Raw genomic sequence first — 19,347 nt, 5'->3', positions numbered from 1 at the left:
CTCCTGGGTGCTCGACCGGCCGCGGCCGGTCACTTCGCGCTGATGCGCTGGAACTTCCGGATGCAGAGCGGCACGAAGACGACGAGCATGACCGTGATGCCGAGCAGGACGGTCGCGTAGGGGTGCTGCATCGTCCAGATGTCGGGCACCGGGGTGTCGCCGAGGTTGCCGAACGAGGTGCGGGCGGCCTGCACGAGCGACGACACCGGGTTCCACTCGGCGAAGACCCGCAGCACGGTCGGCAGGGTGTCGCTCGGCACGAACGCGTTCGAGACGAAGGTCAGCGGGAAGAGGATCATGAAGGACGCGTTGTTGATGGTCTCGGGCGTCTTGACGCTCATGCCGAGCAGCGCCATCACCCAGCTGAACGAGTAGCTGAACAGCAGCAGCAGGGCGACGCCGCCGACGAACGACGCCGGTGACGCGTTCACCCGCCAGCCGACCGCGAGGCCGGTCAGCATCATGATCACCATCGAGATCGTGTTGAGCACCAGGTCGCTGTTCGTGCGACCGATCAACACGGCCGACGGGCTCATCGGCAGGGTGCGGAACCGGTCGATGATGCCCTCTTTCAGGTCTTGCGCCATGGCCGCGCCCGAGAAGGTCGAGCCGAAGACCACGGTCTGCGCGAAGATGCCCGCCATCAAGAACTGCGTGTAGTCGGTGCCCTCGACGGCGATGGCCCCGCCGTAGACCTGGCTGAAGAGCAGCACGAACATGATCGGCTGCAGCACGGCGAAGATCAGCATGTCGGGCGAGCGCTTGACCTTGATCAGGTTGCGCTTGGTGACGGTCCAGCCGTCCGAGGCCCAGGTGCCGAGGCCGGTGTCGGTCGACGGGCGCAAGGTCTGGGTGAGGGCGGCGGCGGTGCCGGTGGTGGTCATGTGCGGGCCTCTTTCTTCTTCGCGCCACGACGACCGCGACCTCGGCCCCCGGCCGCGTCGTCGCCGCCGGGGGAGTCGGCGTCGTCGCCCGCGTCGTCGTCGGCCGCGCGGTGACCGGTGAGCTGCAGGAACACGTCGTCGAGCGTCGGGCGCCGCATGCCGGCGTCGTGCAGTTCGATGCCGGCCGCGCCGAGGTCGGCCAGCGTGCGCTGCAGGGCGGTCGGGCCGTCGGTGACCGCGACCTCGAGCTGGCGGCCGTCGGCCCCGACGCTCGGGTCGGAGTCGCCGTGGCGTCGCAGCACCTCGACGGCCTGGTCGGCGCGGGCCTCGTCGACGAGGGCGACGACCAGGCGGTGGCCGCCGACCTGCGCCTTGAGCTGGTCGGCCGTCCCCTCGGCGATCACGGCCCCGCCGTCGATGACCGAGATGTCGTCGGCCAGCCGGTCGGCCTCCTCGAGGTACTGCGTCGTCAGCAACACCGTCGTGCCGCCGTCGACGAGCCCCGTGATGATGTCCCAGAGGGCGAGCCGGCTGCGCGGGTCGAGTCCCGTCGTCGGCTCGTCGAGGAACAGCACGCGCGGGTTCGTGACGAGCGCCCCGGCGAGGTCGATGCGTCGTCGCATGCCGCCCGAGAAGCCCTTCACCGGGCGGTCGCCCGCGGCGGTCAGGTCGAAGAGGTCGATCAGCTCGCGGGCCCGGTCGCGGCTGACCCGGCTGCCCAGGTGGTAGAGGCGACCGATCATGTCGAGGTTCTCGAAGCCGGTGAGGTTCTCGTCGACCGCGGCGTACTGCCCCGAGACGCCGATCGACCGGCGCACCGCCTGGGCGTCGGCGACGACGTCGAGCCCGGCGATCGTGGCCGTGCCCGAGTCGGGTCGTTCGAGCGTGGTGAGCATCTTCACCCCGGTGGTCTTGCCGGCGCCGTTCGGGCCGAGCAGTGCCTTGACGGTGCCCTCGGGCACGGTCAGGTCGAGACCGGTCAACGCCCGGACCGGCCCGGACTTCGACCGATAGGTCTTCGTCAGGCCGCGTGCTTCGATCATCGCCATGCGTGCTCCCGGGGGTGAGGGCCGCCCGCCCATCGGCAGACGGGTCGGTCATGGTGAGCGCTGTGCGTCACCTGAACGCGCCCAAGGTAGCGCTCCGCAGCCCGCGCCGCCAGTGCCGATCCGCCCCGCGAGGACGAGAGGACGACGAGGAGGCGCGGCACCGGTCACGTTCTCGCGTCAAACCTTGCCGGGTGGCAAGTTCCGCCCTACATTCATCCCATGACCACCATCGACGAGACGGCGGGGCCGTCCACCGCTGAACAGCTCCTGCCCGTCGGCATCGGCGACGACGCCGTCGCCCTGGCCCGCCGCTGGGCGCACGAGGCGTCGAGCGCCCCGAGCACCGGCTCGGCCCACCTGCTCGCCCAGGTGCTGAAGGACGAGTCCGGGCTCGCCTTCACGATCGGCTTCGTCGACCGGGTCGTCCGCCCCGAAGACCTCGGCGTCGCCGCCCGCAACCTGTCGGTGCTGGCGAAGCAGGCCCCGGCCTTCCTGCCGTGGCACATGCGCAGCGCGGTGCGCCTCGGCGGCGTCCTGGCCCCCGTGCTGCCCGGCGTCGTCGTGCCGATCGCCCGTCGCGTGCTGCGCGGCATGGTCGGCCACCTCGTCGCCGACGCCCGCCCGGCCAAGCTCGGTGCCGCCATCGCGAAGATCAAGAAGGCCGACACGCGGCTGAACCTCAACCTGCTCGGCGAGGCCGTGCTGGGCGACGCCGAGGCCGAGCACCGTCTCGCCGGCACCCGGGCACTGCTCGCCCGCGACGACGTCGACTACGTCTCGATCAAGGTGTCGTCCATCGTCAGCCAGCTCTCGATGTGGGCCTTCGACGAGACCGTCGAGCGCGTGGTCGAGAAGCTCACCCCGCTCTACGAGCTCGCCGCCGGGTCGCCGAAGCCGAAGTTCATCAACCTCGACATGGAGGAGTACCGCGACCTCGACCTGACGATCGCGGTCTTCACGCGCCTCCTCGACCAGCCGCAGCTCAGGGGCCTCGAGGCCGGCATCGTGCTGCAGACCTACCTGCCCGACGCCCTCGGCGCCCTGCAGCACCTCACCACCTGGGCGACCGAGCGCGTCGACGCCGGCGGCGCCCCGATCAAGGTGCGCATCGTCAAGGGGGCGAACCTCGCGATGGAGACCGTCGACGCCACGGTGCACGAGTGGCCCCTCGCGACCTACGACACCAAGCAGGGCAGCGACACGAACTACAAGCGGGTGCTGGCCTGGGCGTTCACGCCCGAGCGCACGCGCGCCGTGCGGGTCGGGGTCGCCGGCCACAACCTGTTCGACATCGCCTTCGCGCACCTCCTGGCCGAGGCCCGCGGCGTGGGCGACCGGGTCGAGTTCGAGATGCTGCTCGGCATGGCCGAGGGGCAGGCCGAGCTCGTCAAGGCCGACGTCGGCGGGCTGCTGCTCTACACGCCCGTCGTGCACCCCCGCGAGTTCGACGTCGCCATCAGCTACCTGATCCGTCGCCTCGAAGAGAACGCCTCGAGCGAGAACTTCATGTCGGCCGTGTTCGAGCTCGCCTCGAACGAGGCCATGTTCGAGCGTGAGAAGGGTCGCTTCCTGGCGTCGCTCGCCGACGTCGACGGCGACGCCCCGGCGCCGCACCGCGTGCAGAGCCGCCTCGACGCGGCCCAGGCGCTGCAGCCGCGCCCGGCCGGCAGCGGCTTCGACAACGAGCCCGACACCGACCCCGCCCTCGCCGACAACCGGGCCTGGGGTCGCGAGATCGCCGCGCGCTCGGCCGACTCGCGCCTCGGCGTCGAGCTGATCGAGTCCGCCCGCGTCACCGACGTCGCCGCCCTCGACGCGATCGTCGCGGACGCCGTGGCGGCGTCCACCGACTGGGCGGCCAGGGGAGGCGCGGGCCGGGCCGTCGTCCTGCGCGAGGCCGCGGCCACGCTGTCGGCCCGACGCGCCGACCTGATGGAGGTCGCGGCGAGCGAGACCGGCAAGACGGTCGCCGAGGGCGACGTCGAGGTCAGCGAGGCGATCGACTTCGCCAACTGGTACGCCCACCTCGCCGAAGAGCTCGACCGGGTCGACGGCGCGACGTTCGTGCCCGAACGGCTCACCCTGATCACCCCGCCCTGGAACTTCCCCCTGGCGATCCCGGCCGGCTCGACCCTCGCGGCGCTCGCCGCGGGCAGCAGCGTCGTGATCAAGCCGGCCGGCCAGGCGAAGCGGAGCGGCGCCGTCATGGTGCAGGCCCTCTGGGACGCCGGCGTGCCCCGCGAGGTGCTCAAACTGGTCGACGTCGACGAGGGCGACCTCGGGCGCCACCTGGTGTCGCACCCCGCGGTCGACCGCGTGATCCTCACCGGTGCCTTCGAGACCGCCGCGCTCTTCACCAGCTGGCGCACCGACCTGCCCCTGCTCGCCGAGACCAGCGGCAAGAACGCCATCGTCGTCACCCCGAGTGCCGACCTCGACCTGGCCGCCTCCGACGTCATCAAGTCGGCGTTCGGCCACGCGGGGCAGAAGTGCTCGGCGGCGAGTCTCGTGATCCTCGTCGGCTCGGTCGCGACGTCGGAGCGCTTCCGACGTCAGCTCGTCGACGCCGCGTCGACCCTGCGCGTCGGCCTCCCCTCCGACCCGACGACGCAGATGGGCCCCATCGTCGAGCCGGCCCACGGCAAGCTCGAGCGGGCGCTGACCACGCTCGGAGCGGGCGAGACCTGGCTGGTCGAGCCGAGGCAGCTCGACGACACGGGCCGTCTCTGGTCGCCCGGCGTCCGCGCCGGCGTCGCCGCGGGCAGCGAGTTCCACCTGACCGAGTACTTCGGCCCCGTCCTCGGCATCATGACCGCGAAGACCCTCGACGACGCGATCGAGTTGCAGAACGCGACGGACTACGGCCTGACGGCCGGCCTGCACACCCTCGACCCCGCCGAGCTGTCCACCTGGCTCGACCGCGTCGAGGCGGGCAACCTCTACGTCAACCGGGGCATCACCGGCGCGATCGTGCGGCGCCAGCCGTTCGGCGGCTGGAAGAAGTCGTCGGTCGGCGCGGGCGCCAAGGCCGGTGGCCCGAACTACCTCGTGCACCTCGGGTCGTGGCGGCCCACCGAGCTGACCGAGCCGCAGGAGGCGCGCCCGGGTCGCAGGGCCCTGGCCGCCCTCGAGGCCGCGTCGCCGCTGCTCGGGGCGTCGGGTGCGTCGTCCTCCGACGACCTGCGCGCCGCTGCCGCCAGCGACGAGCACGTCTGGGCGACCGAGTTCGGCGTCGCCCGCGACGTGAGCGACCTCGGCCTCGAACGCGACCTGCTGCGCTACCGCGCGCTGCCGGTGACGATCCGCGCCGCCGACGGAGCCGCCCCGGCCGACCTGGTCCGCGTGCTGCTCGCCGGGCTCCGCTCGGGCGCCCCGCTCACGGTGTCGTCCTCGATCGAGCTGCCCGGCGCCCTCGTGCGGGCGCTCGGCCTCGCGGCCTCCGACGTGGTGCACGAGGACGACGCGGCCTGGCACTCCCGGGTGCGCGCCGGCCGGATGTCGACCGAGCGCGTGCGGTTGGTGACGGGCGCGGGCGACGCGACCGGCGCCTCCCCGGCCCTCGCCGACGCCCTCGGCGGCGACCCGGCGGTCGCCGTGTTCGCGGCCCCCGTGACGCCGACCGGCCGCCTCGAGCTGCTGCCGTTCCTGCGCGAGCAGGCCGTCGCCATCACGGCGCACCGGTTCGGCAACCCCGACCCGTGGAGCGCCGACGTCATCTGACCCGGACGACGCCCACTGACGGCCGAACCCGCCGCACCCCCGAGTCCTCGGTGGTCGGCGGGTTCGCGTCGTTCGCGGCGGGGTGGCACCGACCCGCCGACAGGGACGGGAACCCGTCGACCCGAGTGTGGCCCGCGCCAGGCGGGCCTCAGACGGCGGGCTGCCCCGCGGCGTACCAGGCGGCGAGGCGCCGCAGGCCCTCGTCGACGCTCACGGCCGGGGCCCAGTGCAGGTCGCGCTGCGTGCGCCGCTGGTCGAACCAGTGGGCGGTCGACAGTTGCTCGGCGAGGAACCTCGTCATCGGCGGCTCGTCGGCACCCGGGCGCACGGCCCAGACCCGTTCGACGAGCGACCCCGCGGCCCGGGCGGCCGCAGCCGACACCCGGAGGCGCGGGGCGGGCACCCCGGCCGCCGCGCAGATGCCGGCCATCAGGTCGGCGACGGTGCGGGGCTCGCCGTTGCTGATCACGTAGGCCTGACCGCTGACCTCGTCGACGTGCTCGAGGGCGGCGGCGATGCCCGAGGCCGCGTTGTCGACGTAGGTCGAGTCGATCAGGGCGGCGCCGTGTCCGAGCAGGGGCAGGCGGCCCGAGCGCGCGCGGTCGACGATGCGCTCGACGAGCTGCGTGTCGCCGGGGCCCCAGACGAGGTGCGGGCGCACGGCGACGACGCGCAGGTCCGCGTCGGCCGCCCCCAGGGCGACGCGTTCGGCCGCGGCCTTGGTGCGGGCGTAGTCGCCGCGGGCGTGACCGGGCGAGGCGGGCAGGGCGTCGTCGCCGACGATCGACGAGCCGGCGTGTGCCACCGAGGGCGACGACACGAACACCAGGCGTGACGTCGAGGAGGCGCGCATCGCCTCGACGAGGGAGCGCGTGCCCCCGACGTTGACGGCCTCGAACTCGGCCGCGTCACCGGCGAGCGACACCTTCGCGGCGAGGTGGACGACGGCGTCCTGGTCGCGGACGCCGGCAGCGACCGCCTTCGGGTTGGTCATCGAGCCGAGCACGTCGCTGACGCCGGCCACGCCCGACGGGCGTCGCTGGAGGGTCGTGACCTCGTGCCCCGCGGCGGCGACGGCCCGGGCCACGGCGCCGCCGAGCAGGCCGCTCGCGCCGGTGACCAGCACCCTCACGGCCGCACCCCGGGCTCGGGGGCGGGCGCGTTCGTCGTCGACGAACGCCCGCGCCGGCGCCGGCCCGCGTCCGCGGAACCCGCCCGGGTGGGGGCGACGTCGCGGGTCACGGGCGGCGCATCCGTCCGCCCGACAGCACGGACGTGGCCCAGCCGGCGAGCCCGGTGCGGTCGATCTTGCTGTTGTGCCGGACGTCCGTCGGCAGCTGCGGCACGACGAGCACGGCGGCCACGGGTCGTCCCGACGCGTCGGCGACGGCCGAGCGGACCGAGGCCGCCAGGGCCGCGGAGGCCAGCCCGGGGCGACGAGCCGGGGGGACGGCCTCGGCGACGACGACGACCTGCTGCGTGCCGGCCGGGCCGACGCCGACGACGGCGGCTCGGGCGATGCCGGCCAGCGCCTCCACGGCCTGTTCGGAGGCCACCGGCGTCAGGACGCCCGTGGGCGTCGTGATCACGTGGGGCAGACGGCCCTCGACCCAGAGGCGTCCCTGCGCGTCGAGGTGCCCGACGTCGCCGGTGCGGTGCCAGCGGGTCTCGGCGGTCGAGCCGAGGCGGCTCGCGCGGTGCGTCAGCCAGAGCCGGTCGTAGTGGTCTTCGACGTGCGGGGCCGAGACGACGATCTCGCCGGTCACGCCGGCGTCGTCGACGAAGGCCGAGGAGGCGCGGCCCGCCTCGTCGAGGGGCGCGATCCGCACCGTCGTGGTCGCCCCGGGCAGCCCGACGCAGACGCCGCCCGCGTCGGGCGCGCCCGCGGCGACGGCGGCCTCGCGGTCGGCCGTCGCGGAGCGCACGCCCTCGAGCGTGACGTCGGTCAGCAGCAGGCCCTCGGTCATGCCGTACGGCGTGTGGGGCGTCGCGTTCGGCATGAGGTCGCCGGCAGCCGCCAGCAGCGTCTCGGAGACGGGCGCGCCGGCCGACAGGAACGTCTCGACGCCGGCCAGGGCACGGCGGTCGGCTTCGTCGAGCGAGTCGGCCGTCGCGACGACGTTGGCGAGCGCGGCGGGGGAGAGGAAGACGACGGTGGCGTCGACGGCCGCGGTCGCGGCGGCCACGGCCCGGGCCGTCAGGGTGCGCGGCTTCGTGACGTCCATGTCGGGCGTGACGCTCGTCGCGCCGAGGGCGGGCCCGAGCAGGGCGAACGGCGCGAAGCCGGCGACGAGTCCGGTGCCCGGGCCGACGCCGTACTGCTCGGCCAGGGCGTCGCGCAGGGCGGTCAGCTGGCCGTGGCGGTAGACGACGCCCTTGGCGGGGCCGGTCGAGCCCGAGGTGAAGAGGATCGCGGCCTCGGCGTCCGAGGAGGGTGCCTCGGGCAGGTCGGCGAGGGCGTCGTGGGCCCGCCGACCCAGGGCGGCGATCTCGGGCAGCGAGGCCTCGACGCCGAGGGCCTTCGCGGCGACCGGTGACAGCGTCGTCGTCGAGATCTTGCGGCCGGGCCAGCCGAGGGCGGTCGCCGCGGTCAAGCCGGGCACCTGCCCGATGACGTGGTCGGGCCAGGCGCCGCGGACCGCACGGGTCAGGCCGCGGACGCCCAGGCCGGCGTCGGCCACGACCACGACGGCGCCGATGCGGACGCAGGCGTAGAGCACGGCGGTCAGGTCGGCACCGGGCTGCACGAGCAGCGAGACCCGGTCGCCCGGCCGCACGCCGTGCTTCCGCAGGCCGAGGGCGATCTCGCGGACGCGACGGGCCAGCAGGCTCCAGCTGACCGAGCGGGGGCCCTCGGCACCCGCGGGGGCCATCTCGACGAGCGCGGTGGCCGGGCTGTCGGCCAGGGAGTCGAGGTGCGACCAGAGCGGGCGGTCCTGCGGGGAGGCGACCCGCGCCTCCTCGGGTCCGGGGGTGCCGCCGGTGTCGGCGTCGCCGGCGCCGGTGCCGGTAGCGCCGTCGGGCAGGCGGTCGCCGAGCCAGGTGAGCACGGCACCGGCGTAGTCGACGTCCTCGGCGACGAGGTGGCCGGCGCCCTCGAAACGGTGGACGTCGGCGTGCGGCAGCCGGTCGACGAGGTCGTCGAGGTAGCGGTCGGAGAAGATCGGGTCGCGCGGGCCCCAGAGCATCAGGGCCGGCACGGTGAGTTGGCGCAGCCCCTCGGCGATGCGGTCCAGCTCGGGGCTGCTGACGTGCTCGTCGTCGACGGGGATGTCGGCCACGAAGCCGCCGATGCCCCCGCGCCGGTCGGCCTGGCGGTACGGCGCCCGGAAGCCCGCCTTGACCTCGGCCGAGAGGGGCGGGTGCGCGAGGCCGAGGGTGACGTCGAGGAACCCGGTCGTGCCGACGGTCGCCCGGCCCAGCACGCCGCGGGCGAGGGTGAGGCGCAGGGGCGCCGGGATGTTCTCGCCCTCGGGCTGGTGGATCGCGGTGTTCAGCAGCATCAGCCCGGCGAGCTGCCCGGGGTGGTCGACGGCCCAGCCCGACGAGACGACGCCGCCCCAGTCGTGGCCGAGCGTCACGACCGGGCCGGTGACCCCGAGCGCGTCGGTCAGGTCACCCAGGTCGGCGACGCGGCGGGCCAGGGTCTGCGGTGAACCGGTGCGCTCCGAGAACCCCATGTCGAGCTGGTCGACGGCGACGACCCGCCAGGCGGGCCCACCGGCGGCGGCGGCCTCGACCGTGCGGGCGACGAGTCGGCGCCACAGGTACGACCAGGTGGGGTTGCCGTGCACGCAGAGGATCGTGCCGACGGGTTCGACACCGAGGGCCGCCAGTGCGTCGCCGTTGTCGAGGACGTGCCAGGTGCGGGAGGCGCGGTGCGAGCCGAGCCCGTACGGCACGTCGACGAGGCGCGACCACGACGGGTCGAGCCCGCCGAGACCCGCGGGGGGACGTGACGCCGGCGCCGTGGCGGAGGCGGACCGCGGGAGCCGACTCACCAGGCGAGCTCCATCATCGCGGTGTTGATGCCCGAGCCGACGCCCATCAGCAGCACGCGGTCGCCCTTGCTGAGGGTCTTGCTTTCTTCGACCAGCGTGATCGGAATCGACGCCGGGCCGACGTTGCCGAGGGTCGGGTAGGTGAGCGGGACGAGCTTCTTGTCGATGCCCGCGGCCTTGACGAAGGCGCCGGTGTGCACGTCGCTGACCTGGTGCATGATGTAGCGGTCCATGCGCTGCCAGTTCCAGTCGCGCTTCGCTTCTTTCCAGGCCGAGACGACGAGCTCCATGCCGCGCTTGAGCAGGGCCTTCGCGTCGGTGAACATGCCGTCGACGCTGCCGACGCACAGGTCGTAGTTCTCGGTCGCGGCGCGCGTGACGCCGCCGACGATGCGGTGGCCCTCGGGGTGCAGGTCGGCGCGGCCGATGACGGCGGCGGCGGCACCCGAGCCGAGGGTCAGGCTGGCGAACTCGCTCATGAAGTCGTCACGGCCGTAGCCCTTGGTGAGCAGGCGGTCGATCGTGTTGACCTGGACGTCGTCGGCGTCCTCGCCGTCGATGATGACGGCGTAGTCGACCTGGCCGGCGTCGATCAGCTGTGCCGCGAGGGTCATGCCGTTGACGAAGCCGAGGCAGGCGTTGGCGATGTCGAAGTTCGTGGCCGACGAGGGCAGGCCGAGGCCGTGGTGCAGGCGCACGGCGACCGAGGGCTCGAGGTGCGGACGCGTGACCGAGGTGTTGATCAGCAGGCCGACCTGGTCGGGTCGGATGCCCGCCTCGGCCATGGCGCGCTTGCCGGCGTCGATGGCCGCGGAGTCGAAGCTCTGCTCGGTGCTCCAGTTGCGGCGCTCGTACACGCCGGCGACGCGCTGCAGCAGGCCGGTCGGCAGCTTGAGGCGCTTGAGCACGGGCAGGAGCTTCTCGTCGATGCTCTCGGAGGTCGTGACCCGGTCGGCCATCGTGCTGGTGACCGACAGCAACGCGACGTTGCTGTGCCGGGTCGTAGCGTTTCCGTTCAACGGAACTCCCTGTCGAGTTGTGGCGGGGTGGGGCTGCACGCGCGCGCGGGGTCGCGAGCGGAGCCGAACGTCGTGGGCACCGGTCTGGTGCACCCGTCAGTTTACGGCGACGGACGCTGGGTGGTTGCCAGGTTGACGGGGCACGTCCATGCCGCGAACGGCATGCGGCGGGCGGGTGCGGCGTCAGGCCTCGGGGTCGCGGGGCAGCGCGATGATGCGACGCCGGTCGTCTCGGGACCACCAGACGAGGTCGGCGACGGCCCAGGTGACGGCCCCCAGCCCGGCCAGCACGACGACCACCGTGACGACGGTGACGCTGCCGCCGCCGACCGTCAGGGCGGCGACGATGCTCGCGATCACGACGAGCGCGCAGAACACCGTGACGGCGGGCAGCACGATGCCGCCGCGCTTGGTCAGCAGCCAGTTCGGCACGTCGGGGTCGACGTGCACGTCGCGTCGTCGCACGGTGCCTCCTCGGCAGGTCGGGTCCCGGCGATCGTAGCCCGCGCACCTTGTACCCTCGGGTGCATGAGCGACCTGCGGCGACCCTGGTTCACCCTGACGAAGACGGGCGCCGTGGTGCCCGCCGTGTTCGAGGTGCTGATCGGCTTGTTCGGCCTCGTCGTGCAGGTGCTCAACATCGCCTCGGGGGTGCCGGTCCAGGCGCTCACCGTGATCATCCTGGTCGTGGCCCTGCTGCTGATCGGGCAGGGCGTCGCCGACCTGGTCTGGTGGAGCAAGGACGGCCGACGCGCGAGGGCCCGCCAGGTCTGACCCGCGGCCGATCCGCCCCGTCGGCAGCGGTCAGGCCGCGGGCTCCGGCCGGGGTCGCCGCAGCCGGTGCGTCGCGAGCAGCACGACGACGACCACGCCCACCCCGATCGCGGTGTCGGCGGTCCGGGCCGCCACGAGGGCGCCCACGTCGACGGGTGCGCCTCCGAGTGCCCGCATCCCGAGAGCCATCGGCGTGATGGTGACGAGCGCGAGCCCGTAGTTGCGCACGATCAGCAGCTCGGTCGCGAACTGCAGCACCCCGAAGGCGACGATCAGGGCGGCGACGCCGGGCTGCCATGCCAGCAGCAGGGCGGCCAGGCCCACCCCGACGAGGGTGCCGAGGAGGCGGTGGCCGGCCCGCACGAGCTGGCCCGCGGTCGCCGTCCCCACCACGGGCACCACGGCCGACACCATCGCCCAGTACGGGCTCTGCACGCCGAGCGCCACGCTGAGCAGCCCGGCCGCGATCGAGGCGACGAGGCAGACGGCGGCGTGGACGATCGTCCGCCGGCCGTCCAGCGGTCTCGGCTCGCGCCTCCAGCGGCGTCCGTCGGGGGTGGCGAGCGCCCGACGGCCGGCGGGCAGCAGGACGCCCGCGAGCGAGGCGAGCAGCGCCACCGCGAGGCTCGCCGGGGCGACGACCGCGGCCACGGCGACGGTCGAGGCGGTCGCGGGGACGAACGCCGTCACGCCGAGGCCGAAGACGAAGAAGAGCGGGCCGGGCGGGCTCCACCGGCGCAGGTCCGACACGGCGGAGGCGAGGCCGGCCACGAGGCCGATGGCGACGACGGCCACCCACACCGGGGCACCCGAGGCCGCGAGGGCCGTGCCCAGCACGACGCAGGCGACCAGGCCGAGCCCTGCCTCGAGCTGCATCTCGAGGCGCTGGACGCGCGGCAGACCACGACCGAACGCCGAGGCGAAGGCCCCGAACACCGCGTAGGGCGTCCACTCGACGTGGCCGATCAGCGCGAGCACGACCATCGGCACGAGCACCGAGACGGCGACGCGCGCTGCCGGGCGGTGGGCGCCGTCGTGCGGACCGAGGCGCAGCAGGTCGCGTGGGTGCGGCAGCAGGCGGTGGGTGGGGGTGGTGGTCGCGATGGGGTGTTCCTCCGGTCGACGCGGCGTGGGCGCTCGTCGTCGAACTGCTTCACGGGTGAATGATCTCACACCACTTTACCCGTGAACCATCGCTAGCCTCAAGGGCATGACCGACCACGATCCGCGCGACGCGATGGACGACGTCCACGACCGGTGGCGCGAGCTGCGACCCGACCTCGACGTCTCGGCCATCCCCGTCATCGGCCGGGTCAACCGGCTCGCCCGCATCGTGCAGCGGCGCAGCGACGACCTGCTCGCCGAGTACGGGCTCGGGCGTGCCGACTTCGACCTGCTCGCCGCCCTCACCCGGCGGGACGCCCCGACCACCCCGACGCAGCTCGCCGACGAGACCCTGCTGTCACCGCCGGCCGTCACCAAGCGCGTGAAGGGCCTGCTCGCGACCGGCCTCGTCGACCGTTCTCCGAACCCCGACGACCACCGGGGCTACTTCGTCGCGCCGACCGCCACCGGCCGACGGTTGATCGACCGCGTGCTCGAGGTCCAGCTCGCCGACGAACGAGCGATGCTCGCCGCCCTGCCCGAGGAGGCGCGCGCGGCCGTCGCGGACGGCCTGCGTCACCTGCTCGTCGCCCTCGAGGGCTGACGCCGACCGGGTCGGCGGGGGCGCGACCAGGGCTGCGAGGAGGAGAAGGAAAGAGAGCCGGCCACGGGACTTGAACCCGTAACCTTCCGATTACAAGTCGGATGCGCTACCAATTGCGCCAGGCCGGCGGAGCGTGCCCATCTTACCCAGCCCGCGCCTCCTGCCCTGGTGAGAAGGGTGCGGCCGGTGCAGGATTGGCGCTTCGGGGGCGAGAAGTGGTGAAGTGGACCGAGCGCACCGCGCCCGTCCGACGCACCGACCTGAGGAGCCCCCTTGTCCACGATCTTGACCGCGATCGGTTCGCTCGCCCTGCTCTTCGTCAGCTTCGCCCTGTTCGCCTACTCGTTCGGCACCGGCGAACCCAACGCGTTCGTCTTCTTCGCGGGCATCGTGCTGATGACCGGGTCGTTCTGGCTGCCCATCACGGTGATCGGCAACAGCCACAAGACCTGGTGACCGGGTCGGTGCCCGCAGGGGCACCGACCGACTACGGCGTGCTGACGAACCGTTCGGGGTCGAGCAGCTTGCGCGGCTTGCCCTCGTCGTCGTCGCGACCGCCCACGTAGAGCCAGCCCAGCAGCTGCTCGCCGTCACGCAGGCCGTGCGCCGCGGCCACCTCGGCCGTGCGGGTCCACACGCCGGTGCGCCAGAAGACGCCCCAGCCCGCGTCGTCGAGCACGAGCGACAACAGGTGCGCGACGCCCGAGGCGACGGATTCTTGCTCCCAGTACGGCACCTTGCGGCTCTCGCGCGGCGAGACGACGACCGCGACGATCAGCGGCGCCCGCAGCGCCTTCTGGGTCAGCTTGTCGCGGGCGTGGCCCTCGGCTCCGCTCGCGTCGGCGAGCGACCGGCCCACGACCAACCGGTCGTCACCCCGGAACTCGAGCAGGCGCCAGGGGCGCAGCTCGGAGTGGTCGGCCACCGTCGCCGCCGACCGCACGGCGTCGAGCAGTTGCTCGTGCGTCGGCGCGACGTCGGTGACCTTCGACCGCGACCGACGACGCCGGGCGGCGTCGGCGACCGTGCTCACTACTCGGCGGCCTTGAAGTCGAGCGAGATGCTGTTCATGCAGTAGCGGTCGCCGGTGGGCGTGCCGAAACCGTCGGGGAACACGTGGCCCAGGTGCGAGCCGCAGTTCGCGCAACGCACCTCGGTGCGGGTCATGCCGAGGCTGTTGTCGTCGATCAGCTGCACGGCGTCGGGGTTCACCGACTCGTAGAAGCTGGGCCAACCGCAGCCGCTGTCGAACTTGGTGCCGCTCTTGAACAGCTCGGCGCCGCAGGCGGCACAGGCGTAGGTGCCGGCGCGGCTCTCGTCGAGCAGCTCGCCCGTCCACGGGCGCTCGGTGGCGGCCTCACGCAGGACGGAGTACTGGTCGGCGTCGAGCTCCTCGCGCCACTGCTCGTCGGTCTTCTCGATCTTGTACGCCACGATGATCTCCTCGCTTGTCGGGACTCCTCATCCAACACGATCCGTCGTCGCTCGATTCCCGGCGTCCACCGGGCTGCCAGGCTCGCGGCGTGCAGACTCGTGGCGTGATCACCTCCGAGCGGTTCGTGGCCGCGGCCCTCGCCTTCGACCATGAGGGCTCGCCCTCCCAGGCCGCCCTGGCCCGCGGCATCGCCGGCGACCCGGCGGCGCTCGCCGTCGTCGACCGGGCCGAGGAGGCGCGGCGCCAGCCCGTCCTCGTCCTCGCGGTCTGCCGGTGGCTGGGTGCGCCGTCCGGGCCCTGGTCGGCGCTGCGCCCCTGGCTGCTCGCCCGCTCCGACGAGGTCGTGGCCGAACTCGGCCGCCGGCTCACCCAGACAAACGACGTGCGCCGCTGCGCCCCGCTGTCGATTGCGCTGGCCCGGGTGCCCGGGCCCGTCGCGTTGCTCGAGGTCGGTGCCTCGGCCGGCCTCTGCCTCGGCGTCGACCGGTACGGCTACCGCGCCGGCGACCGCGCCTGGGGTGACCCGTCGAGCCCGGTGCAGCTCGTCGTCGACGTCGACGCGGGGGTCGACGCGGCCCCGCTGCCTGACGGGACGCTGCCCGAGGTCGTCTGGCGCGCGGGGCTCGACCTCGACCCCGTCGACGTGCGCGACGGCGACCAGGTGGCGTGGCTCGAGACCTTGTTGCCGCCCGAGCGCGGCGACCGGCACGAGCTGCTGACGCGAGCGGTCGCGCTCGCCCGCACCGCGCCTCCTCGGCTCGTGGCGGCGGACGCCGTCGACGGTCTCGCGGGCCTCGCCGCCGAGGCACCGGACGGGGCGACGCTCGTCGTCGTGTCGACGGGCACGCTCGTCTACCTGCCGGGTCGGCGACGCCAGGCCTTCGTCGACGAGGTCGGCCGCCTGGGTGCGCGGTGGATCTCGTACGAACGGCGCGACCTGCTGACCGACGTCATCGCCGACGTGCCGCCGGGCGTGCCGGCCGAGGACGCCTTCGCCGCGCTCGCGCTCGACGGGCGGGCGATCGGGGTCGGCGACGCGCACGGGACGCGCCTGCACCTCGTGTCGTGAGCCCCCGCCGCCGGGGGCGGACGGGCCGTGCCGGGGTGTGCCACCGGATGCCGGACCACGCGCCCGGCCTCCGCGATCGGCCGCGGGCCCGCCCGTAGGATGACCCGGAACCGAGGGGAGGGCCGCACCGATGGACGAGAACGAGACGGCCGACGACGTGCGCGCCAGTGCGCTGTCCGAGCGCGACCGCGCCGTCCTCGACTTCGAGCAGCGTGCCCCGACGGCACCCGGCGCGCGAGAGGCCGCGATCCGTCGCGACCTCGGCCTCGGGGCCGTCCGCTACCAGCAGTTGCTCAACTCGCTCATAGACCGACCGGCTGCACTGGCCTACGCACCCATGCTCGTCGGCCGTCTGCAGCGACTGCGAGCCGCCCGCCGCGACGCCCGAGCGACCCGTTCGTTCGGTCCGACCCACTGATCCACGAGAGAACCACGCATGCCTGCATTCGACCGAGACCGGTTCGACGACGTCCCCGCCGACCTCGATCGCGTCGGCGCACACCGGGCCGAGAAGCGCCCGGGCAGCGGCTGGGTCGGCTTCGCCTGGGCCGCCCTGGCGACCGGCGTGCTGGTGGGCGCCGGCGTCATCTACCTCGGCGTCGCCAACGACAGCTTCCAGTTCGTCAACCCGTCGTCGTCCGGCACGGCCCAGCCCGGGGCCGCCGCGACCGACACGGCCACGTCGACGCCCACGCCGTCGGCCAGCGCGACGGTCGCCCCGCTCACCGACCCGTCGCAGGTCGACCCCGAGGTCACCACCGTCACCGTCCTGAACGGCACGGCCACGGCGGGCCTCGCCGGCGCCGCGTCGGAGCGCCTCGAGACCGCGGGCTGGGTGGTCGGCACGCAGGGCAACGCCAGCGAGCGCGTGTCGACCTCGACCGTCTACTACTCGTCGGCCGCCGACGAGGCCGTGGCGCTCGGGCTCGCCCAGCAGCTCGGCATCTCGGACGTCGAGCTGACCGACGCCTTCCCCGGGGCCTCGGTCACGATCGTCCTCGGCGCCGACTACAGCGCCTGACGAGGGCTGCCGGGGCGGCCGCCCCGAGGAGGCGCGGGTGCCGTCGGGCCCTCACCGCGCCTCCCGTGTTACGCCCGTGTTTAATCACCGGTTAAATCCTCGCTTTCGGCGGGTGTTTCTCGGATCACCCGTGTTCTCGGGCTTTTCTCGCCGCTAGCATCGGGAACTGGTCGCCCCTCACGGCTCGCCGACCTGGTGTTCTGCACGAGTGACGCTGCCCCGTCCGGGTGCGCAGGTCACTGCGTCGACGACCCGGCTCGGCGGCACCGCACGCGCCGTACGCACACAGCAAAGGGGAGCGACACCATGGCACACGGGACCGTCAAGTGGTTCAACGCGGAGAAGGGCTACGGCTTCATCACCGTCGAGGAGGGCGGCCAGGACGTCTTCGTGCACTACTCGGCCATCGACATGAGCGGGTACAAGGTCCTCGAAGAGGGCCAGGCCGTCGTCTTCGAGGTCGGCACGGGCGACAAGGGGCCCCAGGCGGAGTCCGTCCGACTCGCCTGAACCCGGTCGGCGCGCCCCGACGCGTCGACGCCCGCCGAGCACGCCGTCACGGTCCGCCGTGGCGGCGTGCTCGCGTCCCCGGGCCCCGGGACGTCACTTGCACTCTCATCGGGCGAGTGCCAGAATCGTTGCTGGCACTCGCGACACGTGAGTGCCAATGCTTCTGCTTCATGACGTCCGGGAGGGACGAAAAACACACATGGCTAAGATCATTGCTTTTGACGAAGAGGCCCGTCGTGGCCTCGAGCGTGGCCTGAACATCCTGGCCGACGCGGTGAAGGTCACGCTCGGCCCGCGTGGTCGCAACGTCGTGCTCGAGAAGAAGTGGGGCGCTCCCACCATCACGAACGACGGCGTCTCCATCGCCAAGGAGATCGAGCTCGACGACCCGTTCGAGAAGATCGGTGCCGAGCTCGTCAAAGAGGTCGCGAAGAAGACCGACGACGTCGCCGGTGACGGCACGACCACGGCGACGGTGCTGGCCCAGGCCCTCGTCCGCGAAGGCCTTCGCAACGTCGCGGCCGGCGCCGACCCCATCTCGCTGAAGCGCGGCATCGAGAAGGCCGCCCAGGCCGTCTCCGACCAGCTGCTCGCCGACGCGAAGGACATCGAGACCAAAGAGCAGATCGCCGCCACGGCGTCGATCTCGGCCGCCGACCCCACCATCGGCGCGCTCATCGCCGAAGCCATCGACAAGGTCGGCAAAGAGGGCGTCGTCACCGTCGAAGAGAGCAACACCTTCGGCACCGAGCTCGAGCTCACCGAGGGCATGCGCTTCGACAAGGGCTACCTGTCGCAGTACTTCGTCACCGATCCCGAGCGCCAGGAGGCCGTCTTCGAAGACGCCTACGTGCTCATCGTCAACTCGAAGATCTCGAACATCAAAGACCTGCTGCCGATCGTCGACAAGGTCATCCAGTCGGGCAAGCAGCTGCTGATCATCGCCGAAGACGTCGACGGCGAGGCCCTGGCCACGCTGGTCGTCAACAAGATCCGCGGCATCTTCAAGTCGGTCGCCGTCAAGGCCCCCGGCTTCGGTGACCGTCGCAAGGCGCAGCTGCAGGACATCGCGATCCTCACCGGTGGTCAGGTCATCGCCGAAGAGGTCGGTCTCAAGCTCGAGAACGCCACGCTCGACCTGCTCGGCCGTGCCCGCAAGGTCATCATCACCAAGGACGAGACGACCATCGTCGAGGGTGCCGGCGACGACGAGCAGATCGCCGGACGCGTCCGTCAGATCCGCAGCGAGATCGAGGCGACCGACAGCGACTACGACCGCGAGAAGCTCCAGGAGCGCCTCGCGAAGCTCGCCGGTGGCGTCGCCGTCATCAAGGCGGGTGCCGCGACCGAGGTCGAGCTGAAAGAGCGCAAGCACCGCATCGAGGACGCCGTCCGCAACGCGAAGGCTGCCGTCGAAGAGGGCATCGTCGCCGGTGGTGGCGTCGCCCTCATCCAGGCCGGCAAGACCGCCCTGGCGAACCTGCAGCTCGAGGGCGACGAGGCGACGGGCGCGAACATCGTCCGCGTCGCGATCGACGCTCCGCTGAAGCAGATCGCCTTCAACGCGGGCATGGAGCCCGGCGTCGTGGCCGACAAGGTCCGTGGGCTCGACGTCGGTTGGGGCCTCAACGCCGCGACCGGCGAGTACGTCGACATGCTGGCCGCCGGCATCATCGACCCCGCCAAGGTCACGCGTTCGGCTCTGCAGAACGCCGCGTCGATCGCCGGTCTGTTCCTCACGACCGAGGCCGTCGTCGCCGACAAGCCCGAGCGCAACCCGGCCCCGGCCGGCGACCCCTCGGGTGGCATGGACTTCTAGTCCGCACCGTCCGGCTCGCGCCGGGCACACGCACAAGGGCGGTTCCCCCTCGGGGGAGCCGCCCTTCGGCGTTCCCGGTGCGCGGTGTCGCGGGATGGCCCGGGTGTGCGGTGTGGCCCGGGTGTGCGGTGTCGCGGGGGCCCGGGTGCGACGCTCCGTCCGCCCGGTGCACCCTCGCGTTCGGCGGTGAGCGATTTGCCTAGGCAGGGGTTGTGCGCCGCTTGAGGGGGTGGCTCGGGTGCGACGCTCTGTCCGCCCGGGCCACCCTCGCGTTCGGCGGTGAGCGATTTGCCTAGGCAGGGGTTGTGCGCCGCTCGAAGGGGTGGGGCGACGGCGGG

Annotated in this window: 18 protein-coding genes and 1 tRNA gene; 9 read left to right on the top strand and 10 right to left on the bottom strand. The window is 73.1% G+C overall.

Going from position 1 to position 19,347, the window contains the following annotated elements:
• Nucleotides 1-29 precede the first annotated feature (29 nt).
• Together ASG05_RS07240 and ASG05_RS07235 are read right to left on the bottom strand one after the other, a co-directional pair.
• A complete protein-coding gene (locus tag ASG05_RS07240; protein ID WP_056259409.1) occupies nucleotides 30-884 on the bottom strand; it encodes an ABC transporter permease in 855 nt (284 codons plus the stop codon).
• On the bottom strand, nucleotides 881-1,933 hold the full coding sequence (locus ASG05_RS07235; RefSeq protein ID WP_056259407.1) for an ATP-binding cassette domain-containing protein: 1,053 nt from the start codon (nucleotides 1,931-1,933) through the stop codon (nucleotides 881-883). The genes ASG05_RS07240 and ASG05_RS07235 overlap by 4 nt, the downstream gene beginning before the upstream one ends.
• A gap of 219 nt (nucleotides 1,934-2,152) precedes the next feature.
• On the opposite strand from ASG05_RS07235, the gene ASG05_RS07230 reads away from it, so the two are divergent.
• Complete coding sequence (locus ASG05_RS07230; RefSeq protein WP_056259405.1) at nucleotides 2,153-5,653, top strand: bifunctional proline dehydrogenase/L-glutamate gamma-semialdehyde dehydrogenase; 3,501 nt, start codon at nucleotides 2,153-2,155, stop codon at nucleotides 5,651-5,653.
• A gap of 148 nt (nucleotides 5,654-5,801) precedes the next feature.
• Here ASG05_RS07230 and ASG05_RS07225 read toward each other — a convergent pair whose 3' ends face one another.
• The 4 genes from ASG05_RS07225 to ASG05_RS07210 form a co-directional block, all read right to left on the bottom strand.
• Nucleotides 5,802-6,785 (bottom strand): NAD(P)-dependent oxidoreductase, encoded by a 984-nt coding sequence (locus ASG05_RS07225; RefSeq protein WP_056259403.1) that lies wholly within the window; start codon nucleotides 6,783-6,785, stop codon nucleotides 5,802-5,804.
• A 106-nt stretch (nucleotides 6,786-6,891) separates the two neighbouring features.
• The gene (locus tag ASG05_RS07220; RefSeq protein WP_056259401.1) at nucleotides 6,892-9,654 is read right to left on the bottom strand and encodes an alpha/beta fold hydrolase; all 2,763 of its coding nucleotides are present in this window, start codon (nucleotides 9,652-9,654) and stop codon (nucleotides 6,892-6,894) included.
• The gene (locus tag ASG05_RS07215) at nucleotides 9,651-10,673 is read right to left on the bottom strand and encodes a 3-oxoacyl-ACP synthase III (RefSeq protein ID WP_056259399.1); all 1,023 of its coding nucleotides are present in this window, start codon (nucleotides 10,671-10,673) and stop codon (nucleotides 9,651-9,653) included. Before ASG05_RS07215 ends, ASG05_RS07220 begins: the two co-directional genes overlap by 4 nt.
• A gap of 183 nt (nucleotides 10,674-10,856) precedes the next feature.
• Complete coding sequence (locus ASG05_RS07210) at nucleotides 10,857-11,138, bottom strand: hypothetical protein (protein WP_157490123.1); 282 nt, start codon at nucleotides 11,136-11,138, stop codon at nucleotides 10,857-10,859.
• 63 nt (nucleotides 11,139-11,201) lie between these two features.
• On the opposite strand from ASG05_RS07210, the gene ASG05_RS07205 reads away from it, so the two are divergent.
• The gene (locus ASG05_RS07205) at nucleotides 11,202-11,447 is read left to right on the top strand and encodes a hypothetical protein (RefSeq protein WP_056259395.1); all 246 of its coding nucleotides are present in this window, start codon (nucleotides 11,202-11,204) and stop codon (nucleotides 11,445-11,447) included.
• Between the two features lie 30 nt (nucleotides 11,448-11,477).
• Here ASG05_RS07205 and ASG05_RS07200 read toward each other — a convergent pair whose 3' ends face one another.
• Nucleotides 11,478-12,620: an FUSC family protein gene (locus ASG05_RS07200; RefSeq protein ID WP_157490122.1), complete on the bottom strand. Its 1,143-nt coding sequence runs from the start codon at nucleotides 12,618-12,620 to the stop codon at nucleotides 11,478-11,480.
• Nucleotides 12,621-12,657: 37 nt separating this feature from the next.
• Between ASG05_RS07200 and ASG05_RS07195 the strand changes: the two genes are divergently transcribed.
• Nucleotides 12,658-13,155, top strand: coding sequence for a MarR family winged helix-turn-helix transcriptional regulator (locus ASG05_RS07195; protein WP_056259391.1), 498 nt, complete (start codon nucleotides 12,658-12,660; stop codon nucleotides 13,153-13,155).
• A gap of 55 nt (nucleotides 13,156-13,210) precedes the next feature.
• Here the strand turns inward: ASG05_RS07195 and ASG05_RS07190 are convergent.
• Nucleotides 13,211-13,283, bottom strand: a tRNA-Thr gene (locus tag ASG05_RS07190).
• 145 nt (nucleotides 13,284-13,428) lie between these two features.
• Between ASG05_RS07190 and ASG05_RS07185 the strand changes: the two genes are divergently transcribed.
• Complete coding sequence (locus ASG05_RS07185; RefSeq protein WP_056259390.1) at nucleotides 13,429-13,611, top strand: hypothetical protein; 183 nt, start codon at nucleotides 13,429-13,431, stop codon at nucleotides 13,609-13,611.
• Nucleotides 13,612-13,642: 31 nt separating this feature from the next.
• Here ASG05_RS07185 and ASG05_RS07180 read toward each other — a convergent pair whose 3' ends face one another.
• Both ASG05_RS07180 and msrB read right to left on the bottom strand, forming a co-directional pair.
• A complete protein-coding gene (locus ASG05_RS07180; RefSeq protein ID WP_056259388.1) occupies nucleotides 13,643-14,188 on the bottom strand; it encodes a nitroreductase family protein in 546 nt (181 codons plus the stop codon).
• Nucleotides 14,188-14,589 (bottom strand): peptide-methionine (R)-S-oxide reductase MsrB, encoded by a 402-nt coding sequence (gene msrB, locus ASG05_RS07175; protein WP_056259386.1) that lies wholly within the window; start codon nucleotides 14,587-14,589, stop codon nucleotides 14,188-14,190. Before msrB ends, ASG05_RS07180 begins: the two co-directional genes overlap by 1 nt.
• Before the next feature lie 104 nt (nucleotides 14,590-14,693).
• Here msrB and ASG05_RS07170 point away from each other — a divergent pair, with 104 nt between their 5' ends.
• The 5 genes from ASG05_RS07170 (at nucleotide 14,694) to groL (ending at nucleotide 19,009) form a co-directional block, all read left to right on the top strand.
• Nucleotides 14,694-15,659: a DUF2332 domain-containing protein gene (locus tag ASG05_RS07170; RefSeq protein ID WP_056259383.1), complete on the top strand. Its 966-nt coding sequence runs from the start codon at nucleotides 14,694-14,696 to the stop codon at nucleotides 15,657-15,659.
• A 130-nt stretch (nucleotides 15,660-15,789) separates the two neighbouring features.
• A complete protein-coding gene (locus ASG05_RS07165) occupies nucleotides 15,790-16,077 on the top strand; it encodes a DUF3263 domain-containing protein (protein ID WP_056259382.1) in 288 nt (95 codons plus the stop codon).
• A gap of 18 nt (nucleotides 16,078-16,095) precedes the next feature.
• Entirely contained in the window at nucleotides 16,096-16,680 is a 585-nt protein-coding gene (locus ASG05_RS07160; protein WP_056259380.1) for a LytR C-terminal domain-containing protein, read from the top strand.
• A gap of 306 nt (nucleotides 16,681-16,986) precedes the next feature.
• Entirely contained in the window at nucleotides 16,987-17,190 is a 204-nt protein-coding gene (locus tag ASG05_RS07155) for a cold-shock protein (protein WP_056259378.1), read from the top strand.
• 199 nt (nucleotides 17,191-17,389) lie between these two features.
• A complete protein-coding gene (gene groL / locus ASG05_RS07150; RefSeq protein WP_056259375.1) occupies nucleotides 17,390-19,009 on the top strand; it encodes a chaperonin GroEL in 1,620 nt (539 codons plus the stop codon).
• Nucleotides 19,010-19,347: the final 338 nt, after the last annotated feature.

It is taken from the genome of Frigoribacterium sp. Leaf186, from assembly GCF_001423905.1.
Taxonomy (GTDB): Bacteria; Actinomycetota; Actinomycetes; order Actinomycetales; family Microbacteriaceae; genus Frigoribacterium.
The sequence above is the reverse complement of the archived record's forward strand: the minus strand, read 5'-3'. Positions and strand labels throughout refer to the sequence as shown.